At 66.2% G+C, this 14,819-nt stretch carries 12 protein-coding genes; 5 read left to right on the top strand and 7 right to left on the bottom strand.

The features are described from left to right. The first annotated feature begins 46 nt into the window (after positions 1-46). A complete protein-coding gene (locus ACOOGG_RS04100; RefSeq protein WP_420432562.1) occupies positions 47-1,069 on the top strand; it encodes a Rieske 2Fe-2S domain-containing protein in 1,023 nt (340 codons plus the stop codon). Positions 1,070-1,177: 108 nt separating this feature from the next. Here the strand turns inward: ACOOGG_RS04100 and ACOOGG_RS04105 are convergent, their stop codons facing one another. Both ACOOGG_RS04105 and ACOOGG_RS04110 read right to left on the bottom strand, forming a co-directional pair. After that, positions 1,178-2,455 carry an ATP-binding protein gene (locus ACOOGG_RS04105; protein WP_420432564.1) on the bottom strand — a complete coding sequence of 426 codons (1,278 nt, stop codon included), beginning with the start codon at positions 2,453-2,455 and terminating at the stop codon, positions 1,178-1,180. 119 nt (positions 2,456-2,574) lie between these two features. Then, positions 2,575-3,459, bottom strand: a complete 885-nt coding sequence (locus tag ACOOGG_RS04110; protein ID WP_420432566.1) for a methylenetetrahydrofolate reductase — start codon at positions 3,457-3,459, stop codon at positions 2,575-2,577. A 98-nt stretch (positions 3,460-3,557) separates the two neighbouring features. On the opposite strand from ACOOGG_RS04110, the gene ACOOGG_RS04115 reads away from it, so the two are divergent. From ACOOGG_RS04115 to ACOOGG_RS04125, 3 genes are all read left to right on the top strand, one after another. Next, positions 3,558-6,089 carry a GcvT family protein gene (locus ACOOGG_RS04115; protein ID WP_420432568.1) on the top strand — a complete coding sequence of 844 codons (2,532 nt, stop codon included), beginning with the start codon at positions 3,558-3,560 and terminating at the stop codon, positions 6,087-6,089. Positions 6,090-6,158: 69 nt separating this feature from the next. Further along, the gene (locus ACOOGG_RS04120) at positions 6,159-6,917 is read left to right on the top strand and encodes an electron transfer flavoprotein subunit beta/FixA family protein (RefSeq protein WP_420432570.1); all 759 of its coding nucleotides are present in this window, start codon (positions 6,159-6,161) and stop codon (positions 6,915-6,917) included. Beyond that, the gene (locus ACOOGG_RS04125; protein ID WP_420432572.1) at positions 6,917-7,894 is read left to right on the top strand and encodes an electron transfer flavoprotein subunit alpha/FixB family protein; all 978 of its coding nucleotides are present in this window, start codon (positions 6,917-6,919) and stop codon (positions 7,892-7,894) included. The genes ACOOGG_RS04120 and ACOOGG_RS04125 overlap by 1 nt, the downstream gene beginning before the upstream one ends. A gap of 11 nt (positions 7,895-7,905) precedes the next feature. Here ACOOGG_RS04125 and ACOOGG_RS04130 read toward each other — a convergent pair whose 3' ends face one another. From ACOOGG_RS04130 to ACOOGG_RS04140, 3 genes are read right to left on the bottom strand one after another with little or no spacing between them, the layout of a single operon-like run. Then, positions 7,906-9,096 (bottom strand): RtcB family protein, encoded by a 1,191-nt coding sequence (locus ACOOGG_RS04130; RefSeq protein WP_420432574.1) that lies wholly within the window; start codon positions 9,094-9,096, stop codon positions 7,906-7,908. A gap of 54 nt (positions 9,097-9,150) precedes the next feature. Next, positions 9,151-9,894 (bottom strand): IclR family transcriptional regulator, encoded by a 744-nt coding sequence (locus ACOOGG_RS04135; RefSeq protein WP_420432576.1) that lies wholly within the window; start codon positions 9,892-9,894, stop codon positions 9,151-9,153. A gap of 58 nt (positions 9,895-9,952) precedes the next feature. Next, positions 9,953-10,387: a GFA family protein gene (locus ACOOGG_RS04140; RefSeq protein WP_420432578.1), complete on the bottom strand. Its 435-nt coding sequence runs from the start codon at positions 10,385-10,387 to the stop codon at positions 9,953-9,955. A 462-nt stretch (positions 10,388-10,849) separates the two neighbouring features. Here ACOOGG_RS04140 and ACOOGG_RS04145 point away from each other — a divergent pair, with 462 nt between their 5' ends. Further along, positions 10,850-11,158, top strand: coding sequence for a hypothetical protein (locus ACOOGG_RS04145; protein ID WP_420432580.1), 309 nt, complete (start codon positions 10,850-10,852; stop codon positions 11,156-11,158). A gap of 21 nt (positions 11,159-11,179) precedes the next feature. On the opposite strand, the gene ACOOGG_RS04150 is transcribed toward ACOOGG_RS04145, so the two are convergent. Together ACOOGG_RS04150 and ACOOGG_RS04155 are read right to left on the bottom strand one after the other, a co-directional pair. Further along, positions 11,180-12,715: a trimethylamine methyltransferase family protein gene (locus ACOOGG_RS04150; RefSeq protein ID WP_420432582.1), complete on the bottom strand. Its 1,536-nt coding sequence runs from the start codon at positions 12,713-12,715 to the stop codon at positions 11,180-11,182. After that, on the bottom strand, positions 12,712-14,781 hold the full coding sequence (locus ACOOGG_RS04155) for an ASKHA domain-containing protein (protein WP_420432584.1): 2,070 nt from the start codon (positions 14,779-14,781) through the stop codon (positions 12,712-12,714). The genes ACOOGG_RS04150 and ACOOGG_RS04155 overlap by 4 nt, the downstream gene beginning before the upstream one ends. Positions 14,782-14,819: the final 38 nt, after the last annotated feature.

A 14,819-nucleotide genomic window follows, 5' to 3' on the forward strand; every position in this document is an offset into this window, starting at 1 on the left:
CATTGATGTGGGAACACGAAATGGGCGGCGGGGGTATCATCGGCCCATGAAGGGGAACGGCGATTCTGGCCAACTCGTCGGCCAGCCGGCACTGGATCACCAGTGGTATCCGATAGCCCTTGTCGAGGACATCGTGCCGGGGCCGGTGGGGATTCAGGTGCTGGGCCGTCGCTACGTGTTGTGGCGCTCAGACGACGGGTTACTCACCGCGGCGCCCGACCGCTGCCCTCACCGGGAGTCCCCGCTGTCGGAGGGGCGCATGGTGGACGGATGCGTGCAGTGCCCCTACCACGGTTGGCGGTTCGGGGCCGGGGGGCGGTGCGAGTTGGTGCCATCGTCGCCGCCGGGCACCCCGGTACCGCCCAAGGCCCATCTCAACACCGTCTCTGTGGAGGAGCGCTACGGCCTGGTGTGGCTGTGTCCGGGCAAGCCGCTCGGTCGCATTCCCGAAATCCCCCAGGAGGGCAATCCCGCGTTCCGGCGGCTCAATACCCCCTTCCAGCAGTGGGCGGTGTCGGCCACCCGGATCACCGACAACTTCATGGACTTCTCCCACTTCCCGTTCGTCCATACCGCCACCTTTGGCCTCGCCCAAGAGACGGTGATTCCCCCGCTGGAGATGGGCGAGTTGCCCGACGGCTACCGGGGCTACGTGTATGAGGTGAACGCCAACAACACCAGCGACGCCGGCCAGACCGTCACCGGCCAAGACGACGACGTGCTGCACCGCCGGATGACCACCGGATACGTGCTGCCGTTCTCGGTGCGCAGCACCATCGCCTATGAATCCGGCCTGGAGCACATCTTGTTGCTGCTGACCACCCCGATGGACGACGTGAACTCGCTGTTCAACTTCGTGGTGTGGCGCAACGACGACTTCTCGGTGCCCGCCGAGGAGATCATGCAATTCGACCTGGCCATCGGCGCCGAGGACAAAGCCATGCTGGAGAAGCTCGAAGGCGTCCTCCCCATGGACCTCACCGCCACCGTCAGCGTTCAATCCGATCGCCCCTCAGTCGAATGGCGCCGCAGCCTCGCCGCCCTACTAGCCGAAGGCGGCGCGGGCTAGAGAGAGACATACAATGGCGACCGAAGGCCGCATCGAAGGAGAAAATCCTTACATCGCCCTCCACACCCTATTGAGATAGTGGTGGGGGCCTGTTTGAGGTTCCACGGGTTATGGGCCGAGGGTGGTGAGGGGGATGACGGCTACTCCGTCGGGACGTATGTAGGCGGTCTTGGTGGCCGTGATCACCGCCATTAGCGAGAGCTGATTGGCGCGCCGCTTGTGGGCTTTGGCCCTCAGTCTCTTCAGGGCGGTAGCGGCTTCCTCGATTTGCCGGGGGCCCGAGTTCAGCTTGACCTCGAATGCCGCCCAGGTGCCGTCTAAGCCCTGTATCACGATGTCGGTTTCCAGATCGTCTGAGTCGTGGTAGTGGAACGTGTCGAATCCCAGCGGTTGGGCGTACACCCGCAAATCCCGCACGGCCAGCGACTCAAACAGGCTGCCGAACATGGAGAAGTCGGTCATCAGGCCGTCCGGTGACGCTCCGACCAGCGCGGCGGCGAGCGACGGGTCCACGAGATGCCGCTTCGGGGCTTTCCGCACGGTGGCTTTTGACCGCAGTTCTGGTGACCAGGCAGGGAGATCTTCCAATACGAAAATCCAGTGAAGCGCGTCTAGGTAAGAGGCAAGGGTCTGGGTGGCGGGTGGCGACGACGGATTCATGTCTCTTCCCAGTTTGGCGGCCGAAACCGGTGAGGCAAGGTTGTGGGCGATGAGGCGGAGGAGGCTTTCGAGGGCATCGGGGTTGTGGCGGACTCCCACGGCGTCTTCGATGTCGGTTCGGACGGCTTCTTGGATGTAGTCGCGCACGGCGGCCGCTGCTGCGGTTTGAGGGAGGTCAAGGCTGGCTGGCCACCCGCCCCGGCAGACGGAGTTGGCCACGTCTTGCAAGGTGGAGCGACTCTCTGCCGCGGGCCTTGTCTTGCCGGCTAGTACCTCGTGCAGAGACACCTCTCCGGTGGACACTCCCGTTTCAAACAGCGTCATCGGCCTCATTTTCAACCGCGTGATGCGTCCGGTGCCGGTGTGGCGGGTGATGTTGTCGGTGGGTCGGGCGGAGCCGGTGAGGATGAAATGGCCGGTTCCGGGCCTGTCGTCACACGCACGGCGTATGCGGTCCCACAAGGCAGGGGCGTGCTGCCACTCGTCAATCAGGAGCGGAGGGGGTCGTGACATCAGGTAGTCGGGGTCGGTCTCGGCCAGGGCCAGCATGTCGGGGTCGTCGAGCCGCGCCTCTGAGCAGGCGTAATCGCGGGATGTCCATGTCTTGCCGGTGCCTCTTGCCCCTTGAATCAGCACCGCGCCTCGGCGCTGCAAGGCAGCCTCGACTTCGGCTCCAGCCACTCGCTGCCGGTAGCCGGGCATCGTCAGGGTACTTACCTTCCCCATGTGCCGATCTTAGCAATTGAGGGAGATTTGTCTTCTAATTTATGGGAACTTTATCTTCTATAATAGGGATATTTTGCCTACGGGTTTGGGGGATTTGGGCCTATCAGGTGGAGGCGTGGTCAACTGGGGAGGAGGGTCTGTTGCCAGGCGGCGGTGGGTTCGACCTGGTTGAAGGTGAAGATGTGGAGGCTGACGATACCGAGCGGGGTCAGTTGGCTGCTGAGGGCATCCAACAGGTCGGAGGGGTCGTGGGCTGACGAGCCGAGCAGCTTGGCCACCGAGCGGCGGTTCTTGCGGAGGTAGCGAAGCGACTGGCCCACGCCGAGACGGGCGCCGATGGTGAGCAGCCTGGTTCGCTCAACTGTGCCGGGGATTCCCAGGTGTACCGGCAGGGTCAGCCCGTCGGTCCGCTGGGCATTCAACCAGGCGATGATCCTGGCCGGGTCGAAGCACATCTGGGTGCTGCAATAGCCGCTCAGCCCGGCCTCGGCCAAAAGATCCTGCTTGGCGAATAGGGCTTGGCGGCGCACGTCCTCGCTGATGAGGGGATGGCCGTCAGGATAGGCCGCCACGCCGACCGTGCTCAGCCCGTGGTCGTGCTCGAACAGGTCCCGCATGAAGCTGAGGGCGTCGGGATAGGCCCCCGGGTCGGTAGAGTCGCCGCCGATCACAAAGGCGGTGGTCACCTCGTTGTCTTTGGCCCAGGCGGCCAGGTCTTTGACTTGGCTGCTGTCTCTCATAAGGCGGGCCGAGAAATGGGGGATGGCGTAGTGGCCGCGATCAATGAGCAGCTCGGCCAACTCCAGCGTGGCGTCTTGCCCCTTGGAGGCCGATGCGGTGACCGAAACCCTTGATTTCTCGGGCAGCGCGTCGATGGCCTCAATGGCGTTGTTCAGGGGAATTATCTCGAAAACCGCGCTCCGAATGAGCTTTTGGACATCCAGATTCGGACCGGTCGGTTTCGGGTCTTCCCACTGCGTTAGACTGGCCGAGTCGTTCCGCATAACGGAACTGTACCATAATACGGACCAGAAGTGCAACGCTTGCGGTCGCGAAGCACTACCATTTGGGAGCTGGCTGGGCATCATGATGGAGGCAGGACATGGCTGAGGTCCCCCAAAAGGCCAATTGCGTAGTTATCGGCGCAGGAATCGTGGGCAACTGCCTGGTCGGGCACCTGAGCAGGCTGGGGTGGACCGATCTGGTGTTGCTGGACAAGGGCCCGCTGCCCAACCCCGGCGGGTCCACCGGCCACGCTTCCAACTTCATCTTCCCGGTGGACCACAACAAGGAGATGTGCCTTTTGGGGGTGCAAAGCGCCAACCAGTATCGCGACTTGGGGCTGTCGGTGGATTCCGGCGGCATCGAGGTAGCCCGAACTCAAGAGCGCGTCGACGAGCTCAAGCGGCGCATGACCTCGGCCACCGCCTGGGGGGTGGAGGCCCACATTTTGACCCCCCAAGAGGTGAAGGAGCTGGTGCCGTTCGTCAACACCGACATCGTTCTGGAGGGCTTCTACTGCCCCACGGTGTCGGTGGTGGACTCGCTGGAGACCGGCACCCAGATGCGCAATTTCGCGGTGAACGGCGGCTGCCACGTGGCCGCCAATACCGAGGTGCTCGACATAATCACCGAAGACGGCCCCAACCCCGGCGACCGCACCGTCAAAGCAGTGGTCACCGACAAGGGCACCATCGAGACCACCTACGTGGTGATCGCTTGCGGGGTGTGGTCGAACCGGGTGGCCAACATGGCCGACGCCTACATTCCGCTGGTGCCCGCCGTGCACCAGATGGTGGACGTCGGCCCGCTCGACATCCTGGCCGAGACCAACAACGAGATCGGCTATCCCATCGTTAGGGACATGGACACATTCTGCTACGAGCGCCAGTCGGCCGGGTCGATGGAGGTGGGCTCGTACGCCCACCGGCCCATCTTCCACCACCCCGACGAGATCCCCTCCAACGAGGAAGCCGCCCTTTCGCCCACCGAGATGCCGTTCACCGACGACGACTTCGATCTCCAGATGGAGCAGGCCATCGACCTGATGGACATGCTGGGCGACGCCGAGATCAAGTACGCCATCAACGGCCTGTTGTCGCTCACCCCCGACGCCATGCCGTGTCTGGGGGAGCTGCCCGAAGTCCGCAACCTGTGGTCGGCCGCGGCCATCTGGGTCAAGGAGGGGCCGGGCATGGCCCAGGTGGTGGCCGAGTGGATGACCTTCGGCTACCCCAGGGTGATCGACGTCCACGGCGCCGACGTGTCCCGCTTCTACGCCGAGGAGCGGGGTGACGATCACATCTGGGCACGCTCCGCGGAGCACTTCAACAAGACCTACGGAATCGTCCACCCCCAAGAGCAGTGGGAGAGCCGCCGCAACCTCCGGGTCAGCCCCTACTTCTCCCGCCAGCAGGAACTGCGGGCCGAGTTCTTCCAGGCCCGCACTTGGGAGCGGCCCCAGTGGTTCGAGTCCAATGCCGATCTGGTGGACCGCTACGAGGTTGAGGGCCGGGAGGTGGAATGGGACGCCCGGTGGTGGAGCCCGATCACCGTGGCCGAGCACCTCAACCTGCGGGAGAACTGCGGGATGGTGGACCTGAGCGCCTTCCAGATCTTCGAGCTGAGCGGGCCCGGCGCGGTGGCCTACGCCGACTATCTGGCGGTCAACAAGGTGGACGTGGCAGTGGGCCGCTCCGTCTACACCCCGTGGCTGACCCCCGACGGCGGGTTCCACTCCGATTTGACCATGATGCGGATGGACACCGACCGGGTGCGCATCGTCACCGGCGTGTTCGACGGAGGCCGCGACGAGTTCTGGGCCCGCCGCCACCTGCCGGTCGACGGCTCGGTGAGCTTCGTCAACATCACCGATCAGATCACCACCCTCGGGGTGTGGGGCCCCAACGCCCCCCATGTGATTGGCGCGCTGACCAGCCAAGACCTCAGCCAGGACGGGTCGCCCTATGGGTCACTGGTGGAGGTGGAGCTGAACTGCGGAGGTCGCACCATTGAGGCCACGCTGTTTCGCATCTCCTATGTGGGCGACACCGGCTGGGAGATCTATGCGGCCTGGGACGACGGACCGGCGATATGGGATGCGCTCATGACGGTGGGCGCCGAATACGGTCTGCGCCCCACCGGCGGCGGGGTGTACGGCACCTCTGGGCGCCTGGAGAAGGGCTACCGGCTCATGGGTGCCGAGCTGGAGAGCGAATACAACCCGCTGGAGGCCGGCCTGGCCCGGCCCAAGGTGAAGGCCGCGCCTTTCATCGGCAAGGAGGCCTATCTGGCCGCCCGGGAAGCCGGCGATCCCGAGGTTTCGATGTGCGTGCTCACAGTGGAAGATCTGACCGACGCACAGGGCCGCAAGCGCTACATGCAAGGGGGCAACGAGCCGATCCTTACCCAGGATGGCTGGCGGATCACCGACTCCCACGGACGGGTGTCGCGGGTGACCACCGCGGGACCGGGGCCGTCGGTGGGCAAGCACCTGCTGATGGCCTATCTCCCTGCCGAGCTGGCGCAGCCGGGTACCGACCTCCAGGTGATGTACATGAACGAGCTCTTCCCGGTGAAGGTGGCCAGCACCGGCGCGGTGTTCGATCCCGAAGACACCCGGATGCGGGGTTAGCGGAGCCGATGCCATGAGGATCTCGGTTGCAGCGGCGGAGACAGGTTGGCTATGAGGATCTTGTGCTGTGTGAAGCGGGTGGCGGCGCCCGGCGCCAAGATCAACGTGACCGCCGACGGCCTCGCGGTGGACGCCACCCACCTGGGCTTTGCCACCAGCCCCCATGAGGAGTGCGGGGTGGAGGAGGCGGTGCAGCTCACCGAGCGCCACGGCGGGGAGGTGACCGTGCTGACGCTGGGACCGCCGGAGGCAGCCGACCAGCTTCGCTACGCCGCCTCGGTGGGTGCCCACCACGGGGTGCTGGTGGCCACTGATGGCTCGGCCTGGGATCCCCAGCGCACCGCCGCCGCGCTTGCCGAAGCCATCCAAGCCTTGGAGGCTGACGACGGCCCCTTCGACCTGCTGGTGTTCGGCAATGAGTCGGCCGACTCCGGGGGCTTTCAGGTGGGGGTGCGGGTGGCCTATGCCCTGGGCCGTCCCATCGTCAACGGCATCAAGGGCATCGAGGTGGACTTCGAAGCCGGTGACGGGGTGGTTCGGGCTCACCGGGAGATCGACGGCGGCTTCGAGGTGTACGAGCTGCCCATGCCGGCCGCGGTCGGGGTCAAAGAGGGCATCAACCTGCCCCGGTACCCCACAATGCGAGGGCGGCTGGCCTCCAAGAAGCTGGAGGTCGCCGAGGTGGCCTCCGAAGCTGAGCCCGGCGGGCAGTCGCTGGTTCGGCTGCACCGGCCCCGTGAGGCGGTCACCGAGACGGTGGTCTTGGGCAATGGACCCGAGGCCGCCTCTGCCGTGGTGGACGTGCTCGAAGAACTGGGAGTGCTGTGATGCTGCTCGTGGTGCTGGAGCACGACCGAGGCTCCATGGATGAGGCCGCCCGGGAAGCGCTGACTTTCGGGCGAGGGCTGGCGAGCCAGATGGGAGTGCCACTTCACGCTGCGCTCATCGGCTCCGACGCCCCTGAGCTGGTGGCCGAGGCCGGGACCTACGGAGCAGAGGCGGTATACACCGTTGCCCACGAGGTGCTAGCCGACTTCGGCCCCGAAGCGTGGGGCGAGTCGGCAGCCGAGCTGGCGCGGCGGCTGGATCCGGGCGCGGTGCTGGCCGGGGGCAGCGAGCGGGGCAACGAGGTCATGGCCCAGGTGGCCGCCCGCCTCGATCTGCCCCTGGTGGCCAACTGCATAAACGTCAACACCAAGAGCGGGGCAGGGGAGTGGACCATGACCCGCCAGCAATGGGGCGGGTCGCTGTTGGAGGACGCGAGCCTTGCGTCTGAGATGCCTATGCTGACCACCGGCCTGCACGCGGTGGCCGCTGAGCGGGCCGAGTCGCCGGTGGAACCTGCCGAGGAGGCTGTGGAGGTCAGCTTGGATCCATCGCTGGCCCGCACCATGGTCAAAGACCGCGTGGTGCTGGAGGCAGGGGTCACCTTGTCGACCGCTCCGGTGGTGATCGGCGGAGGCCGGGGGGTGGGATCGCCTGAGGCTTTCGTCCCGCTCGAGGAATTGGCCGCCATGCTGGGCGGCCGGGTGGGGTGCAGCCGGGCGGTGACCAACAACGGCTGGCGGCCCCATTCTGATCAGGTGGGTCAAACCGGCACCCGCATCACCCCCGAGATCTACATTGCCTCGGGCATCTCCGGCGCCATCCAGCACTGGGTGGGGGCCAAGGCCAGCAAGCACATCTTGGCCATCAATATCGACCCTGAGGCCAACATGGTGGTCAAGGCCGACTGGGCCGTCATCGCAGACCTCCACGAGGTCATTCCCACCATCACCGAAGAGATCAAGCGCCGCCGCGCCTGACCCAACCGGGCTCAGCAGCCCTTGTAGTTCAAGATGGCGGTCAGGCGGTGATCGATGTCAACCAGGTCCCGCTGGGCGTCCATTACCGCGGCGATAGAGCGGTAGGCGCCGGGGGCCTCGTCGGTCAGCTTTTCGGCCTGGTCGGCCTGCCATGTTCGCCCGGCCATCAGCTTGGTGAGCTGCTCGGGGGTGATCTCCCGCTTGGCCCGAGTGCGGCTCATCAGCCGGCCCGCGCCGTGCGACGCTGAGTGGTACGACTGGGAGCATCCCCTTCCGGAAACGATGTAGGTGTCGTCTCCCATGCTGCCGGGGATGACTCCCCGGTCGCCCTCGCGGGCTTGAATGGCACCCTTGCGGGTTACCCACATCACCGCACCGCCGTGAGTCTCCTTTTCGGCGTAGTTGTGGTGGCAGTCGATGGTGTCGGCCGAGGTGAAGTCGAGCCCGGTGGCGGCTCGCAGCGCGCCCAACACCGCTTCGGTCATCAGCGCCCGGTTGACCCGGGCGTAGTCCTGGGCCCACAGCATGTCGGCCACGTAGGCGTCGAACCCGTCGTCGCCCTCGATCAAGTAGGCCAAGTCGCGGTCTTCCAGTTCCCGGCCCGCCTTCCGGCAGGTTTTCTGTGCAGCCTTGATGTGCATTTTGGCCAGGGCGTTGCCAACCCCTCGCGACCCCGAGTGCAGCACCACCCACACTCTGTCGTCGGCGTCCAGGCTCATCTCGACGAAGTGGTTGCCGCCGCCCAGCGTTCCCAGTTGGGCCCCCATCTTGGCCTTGACCTTGTTGTGGACTGCCGCCTTGTTGGGGAGCTGGCAATTTCGCAGCCAATGGCGCGCCTCTGTCGTGGCCTCTGGGTGGGCGTTGAACCCCGCTGGCACTGCGGCGGCGATGGCGTCCAGCGCGCCGTTGAGGTTGTCGGGCAACTGCGACGCGGTATGGGCGGTGCGGACGGCGGTCATCCCACAGCCCAGGTCCACTCCCACCGCGGCGGGAATGATGGCCGCCTCAGTGGGGATCACCGATCCAATGGTGGCCCCCATGCCCACATGGGCATCGGCCATCAGGGCCACCGGCCCCGACACCGCCGGGCTCCGGGCCGTCCGCTGAGCCTGCACCAGGGTTTCTGCCTCTGCGTCGAACGCCCAGCTCACCACCGAACGTCCCGCTCCCGCTTCCACCGTCACCGGCCCGTGCCCGCTCATCGCCCCATTCTTCAGGACCTCGGTTGCCATTCCCAGCGATTTATTCGCTGCTGATCAGGCGGTGAGTTGGGCGGCGAGGCGGTTGGCGGCGGCTACTAGGGCGAGGCCGTGGTCGTGGGCTATGTCGGGGTCGGGGTAGCGGTAGGCCGGGCCGTGGACGTGGAGGGCGGCCAACGGGAGGCCGTCTTCGCCCAACACGGGGGCGGCCACCGCGTTGATGCCTTCGGCGAATTCCTCGTAACCCCAGGCGTAGCCCAGGCTGCGGGCTTGGGTCAGGCGCTCCCGAAGGACATCGGGATCAAGGTTGGTCCACGGAGTGCACTGTTCCAGCGGATGGGCCAGATAGGCCTCCTGCTGGTCTGACGGCAAGTGGGCCAGCATGACCACCCCGGACGACACTGAGTGGAGGGGGGCGTAATCGCCAGTCCAGTCCCGAAGCTGCACATCCGACGACGACTCGGTGTGGTCGAGGTAGTAGATCTGGCCGTTTTCGATGACAGACAGGCCGGCCACCTCCCCCAGCGATTCGGCCAGTTCCAGCAGATGGGGCCGGGCGGCGGCGATGAGGCTGCGGCCGGCGGGCACCGCGCCGGAGATGTCGATCAGACCATCGCCGATCCGGTAAGCCCCGCCAGCCTCGACCTGTTCCACTGCGCCCTCAGACTCAAGCGCAGCCAAGAGCCGCGCCACCGTGCTCTTGGGCAGCCCCGCCTGATCGGCTAGATCGGTTACCCCCAGCGCCCCCTGGGCCAGCGTGCGCAGCAGCAAGAAAGCCCGCTCAACCGATTGCACCGCCATCCCCGTAGGATACCGAGCCTTCGAGGCTGTTCCGCAATGCGGAACAGGATTTGTCAGCCTATTTTGGCTGCTCGCGGGCGTGAATCTCGATATTGGTGTCGAGCGCGTGGTAGTCGGAGGCGTCGTCGGCGTAGATGGCCAACTCAGTGGACAGCCCGGTGGGCGGGTCGAGGGTGCCGGCCCAGATCTCAATAGTGTTCAGCTTGTCTTGCGGTTCTCCCGGGGGCACGGCCACCACCTTCCAGAACAGCGAGCTGCCGCACTCCCGGCAGAAGCCATAGGCCACATCGGGGTGCTCGACAGGGTGGTACCACGCCAGTGTTTCCTCGGAGATAAGTCGGAGGTCGTCGCGGCGACAGCCCGCAGCCGCAGTGAAGTGCCCCGTCCACCGCCGACACCGGTCGCAATGGCAGTTCCACACATCCCGGGCCGGCCCGTCGACCACATACCTCACACCCCCGCACATACAACGCCCGCTCAATACGTCGCTCATTCATGGCAAACCCTATTGGTCTAAGAGGCTAGAGGGGGATGCTCCATATGGATGGCATGACAAACCGTGAAATCGTCAATCACTCAGAGGACAATATGAGAAAGACTGTAATATGCTGAAATGATGTGATCAAGGCTCCAACTCCATCCATTGCGGCAGCCTGTTCAGATTCGCTGGTCATGGCCAAGACTGAACCGCCGGTGCCCCTGGATCACAAGCTAACTTGCTATACTGTGAGTCCGATAGTTGCAACCAGTGCCGGGCGGCATGGGATTGGAGAAGACAGCATGATCCACGTGCTTCGCAATCCGGTTCGAATAGAGAGCCTCGACGAGGGCTTTACCATGTTTGTTGGCCCTGACCACGCTGGGAACCTGCTTGAGGTGGGCGTGATTGATAGTGACCGCGGGCCGGTCATCGTTCATGCGATGCCAGCCCGACCGAAGTATCTTGGGTGAGGAAATGCCGCGAACAACGCAAGAAATACTGGACCAGGCTGAAGAACTGGCTACACGGTTCGAGCAGCACGAGCCCATAAAGGCCAACGTGAAAGACGCCACCGCGCTCAGGACCGTTCACGCCGCATTTCAAGCACGGGCCGATGCCGAGTGGCAGCTTTCCGAAGCAGTGGTCGGCGCACGGCAGGACGGGCATTCTTGGGCTGCCATCGGCACCATGCTGGGCACTTCAGGGGAAGCTGCGCGCCAGCGCTACGGATGCGCTGCCGCGTCCAACGATGTCAAAGAAGCGGCATCCACAGTCAACGCCTGACAATTGGGGTAGTTCGCTGGGTCACCCCGGCTCGTTGGCTAGTTCGGTTTTGCGGCGGGCGATGAAATCTTGCAGTTCGGCGTCGATGGCGTCGTCGAGGGGGGGTGGCTGGTAGTCGGCGAGGAGTTCTTTCCAGCGGGTGTTGGCCCGCTGCGCCGCGGTGAGGGAGCCCTCTTCGGACCACTGCTCGTAGCTGTTGTTGTCGGCCACCTCGGAGCGCCAGAAGGCGGTCTCGAAGTTGGCCAGGGTGTGGGCGTTGCCCAAGAAGTGATCGCCGTGGGTGTTGGTGCGGAACGCCTCCATGGCCTGGCCGTTGTCGGTCAAGTCGACGCCTCGGGCGTGGACCCCCATGGCGCCGAGCTGGTCGGCGTCCATGATGAGCTTCTCGTAGCCCAGGGTCAGGCCCCCCTCCAGCCACCCGGCGGCGTGGAGCACGAAGTTGACCCCGGCCTGGACGGTGGGCAGCAGCGTATGGGCCGACTCATAGGCCGCCTGGGCATCAGGGGCCTTCGACGCAGTGAGCTGACCGCCGGAGCGGAACGGCACCCCGCAACGTCGGGCCAGCGCGGCCATGACGTAGATGGCCTGGCCGGCCTCGGGGGTGCCGAACGTGGGGGCGCCGGTGGCCATCGACATCGACGAGGCGAAGGTGCCGAACACCACCGGCGAGCCGGGCCGCACCAGTTGCAGGTAGGCCATGCCCGACAGGGCCTCGGCCAGGGCTTGGGCGGCCAGGCCGGCCACCGTTACCGGCGACATGGCCCCGGCCAGGATGAACGGGCTGATGATGCTGGCTTGGTTGGCCCGGGCGTAGGTGGTGGCCGCCCCCAGCATGGTGGAGTCCCAGCGCATGGGCGAGGAGGCGTTGATCAGCGAGGTCATCACCGTGCGGCCGGCCAGGTCGCCGCCGAAGGCAATGCGGGCCAGCTCCACCGAGTCGGCGGCGCGCTCCGCGCTGGTCACCGAGCCCATGAACGGCTTATTGCTCCAGCGGAGGTGGGCGTAGACCATGTCTAGGTGGCGCACATCCACCGGCACGTCCACCGGCTCGCACACCGTGCCCCCGCTGTGGTGTAGGTGGGGGAGCCGGTAGGCCAGCTTCACCACGTTCTCGAAATCGGCCAGGGTGGCGTAGCGCCGGCCTTGGTCCAAGTCGGTGACGAACGGCGAGCCGTAGTTGGGGGCGAACACCGTGGTGTTTCCGCCGATGCTTACGCTGCGCTCAGGGTTGCGGGCGTGCTGGATGTAGGCAGCGGGGGCGTCTTGGGCCACGATCTGGCGGCACATTCCCCGAGGGAACCGCACCAGCTCGCCGTCCACGTCGGCACCCGCGTCCCGCCACAGGTCCAGGGCATCGGGGTAGTCCTGGAAGGCGATGCCCACCTCGGCCAGGATGGTCTCGGCGTTCTCCTCGATCTGGGCGAGGCCATCCTCGTCGATGATCTCCACCGGCGGCAAACGCCGCTCAAGCACGGGGGCGGCCAGCACTTGGCTGGCTGCTCGGGCCGCCTGGCGACCAGCCCGACCGCCGCCGCGTCTGCCTTGTCGCTCGCTCATCGCTGCTCCTGGGTTGCTCTTTGCTGCCGGGCCGTGCGCCGCCGCCTGGTTCCGGCATGCTCGCTATCGGATGAGGCGCGCGGGGGCAAATCCACTACCTTCGCCAGATGGGGGCTGGCCGCGGTCTCATGGGGCAGCGACATGGCGGCCACGAACAACTCCTGGAACCGCGCCTCGGTGGCCGTCTCGATCTTGACTGCCTCCCGAGCGGCCTGCTCGGCCTCGGCCCTCTGGGCGCCCGCTACCAGCATCCGGGCCGCTCCCGCCCCCGAGGCGTTGCCCACTCCCTTGACCCCGTCCACCGGGCCGTCGGGAACCATGCCCAGCACCATGGCGTGGACCGGGCTGATGTGGGCGCCGAACGCGCCTGCCAACCTCACGTCGGCCACCTCGGCAAGGCCCGCGTGCTCGGCTAGCAGGTCGATACCGGCCCGCAATGCCGCTTTGGCCAACTGCACTGCTCGCACATCGTTCTGGGTGACCGACAGCGCCACCGGCTCGGTCTGGAGCACGTATGAGAAAGTCCGGCCATCGGCGACGATCCGAGGGCTGCGCTCGGCCAGCTCGCCACCGATAACCCCCCGGTGGTCGATGATCCCGGTCAAGTACATCTCGGCTATGACCTCGATGATTCCCGACCCGCACACCCCGGTCACCTCCAACGAGCCCAAAGCGTGGCCAAAGCCGGGGTCGTCGGACCACAGATCGCAGCCGATCACCTTGAACCGCGGCTCCAGGGTGTCGGGGTCGATACGCACCCGCTCGATCGCCCCAGCGGTGGCCCGCTGCCCGCAGCTGAGCTGCGCCCCCTCGAACGCCGGACCGGTGGGGCTGGAGGCGGCCCAAACCCGACGACCGTCGCCGAGGATGATCTCGGCGTTGGTGCCCACGTCCACGAGGAGCTGTGGACTGGCCGAGCGGTGCGGCCCCTCGGCCAGCATGGCGGCCACTGCGTCGGCCCCCACGTGCCCGGCGATGCACGGTCCCATATAGAGGGCAGCGCCGGGTAAGTCGATGCCGATATCGGCGGCGGTGGCCCATACCCCGTCGCGCACGGCCAGGGTGAACGGGGCCGCGCCCAGCGGGGTCGGGTCGATGCCCAGTACCAGGTGGTGCATGATCGGATTGCCCACTATCACGAGATCGCAGACGTTGCCCCGTCCGATGCCCGCGGCCTCGCAAAGCTCGTCGATCAACTCGTCGATGGCTGCTCGTACCGCCGCAGTCAACTCGGCGGTGCCGTCGGGGTTCAACATGGCATAGGACACCCGGCTCATCAGGTCCTCGCCGAACCGGATCTGCGGGTTCATGCGCCCCGCGGTGGCAGCCACCTCCCCGGTGGCCAGGTCCAGCAGATAGCCGGCCACGGTGGTCGATCCCACATCCACCGCCACGCCGTAGGCTTCGTCGCAATAGCCGGGCCGCACCGTCAGCACCTGTCGCTCAACCGCCGCCGCGCCGCAGTCGTCTGCTGGTTCGCGCAGACGGGTGTGGACCACCGCGGTGACCGCCCCGTTGCCCTCGGCCATAGCCGAAGACAGCGCGGCCAGCGCGGAGGCAGGAATCTCCACGGCGGGCAAGTCCCATTGGTCGGCCAGCGCGTCGGCAACCCGCTCCGCGTCGGATGTCTCTTCCCCCAGCTCTGCGGTGGGCAGTTCCAGATAGTGCAGCGTCACAACCGGGTCGACGGTGATATCCCCCAAGTCGATGGCCTTGCGCACCACCGGTCGGTGTACCTGGCTTTGAGGGGGAACGTCGATCACCACATCGCCCAGCACGGCGGCTTGACAGCTCAGACGGTGGCTCGGACCCAGCGGGCGCCGTCCCCGGTAGTCGAGCTCGGTGGGACCAGCCGCGGCCAGGGCGTCGTCGGAGCTGGTCAACCCCCACTTGGCGTACTGGCCGGTGCTGGGGACGACCTGGCAGCGGCCGCACAGCCCCCGGCCCCCGCACACCGAGTCGATATCCACCCCGGCCCCTCGAGCGGCGTCCAACACCGTCGATCCCTCCGGGGCGGTCGCCTCGATGCCGCTGGGGGTGAACACCACTCGATGCTCGATGGTCACTTTTGGGCCTCGACCCCGACCCGCTCGCAGGGCCCGGT

Source organism: Candidatus Poriferisocius sp. (genome assembly GCF_965214065.1).
GTDB lineage: Bacteria > Actinomycetota > Acidimicrobiia > Acidimicrobiales > Bin134 > Poriferisocius.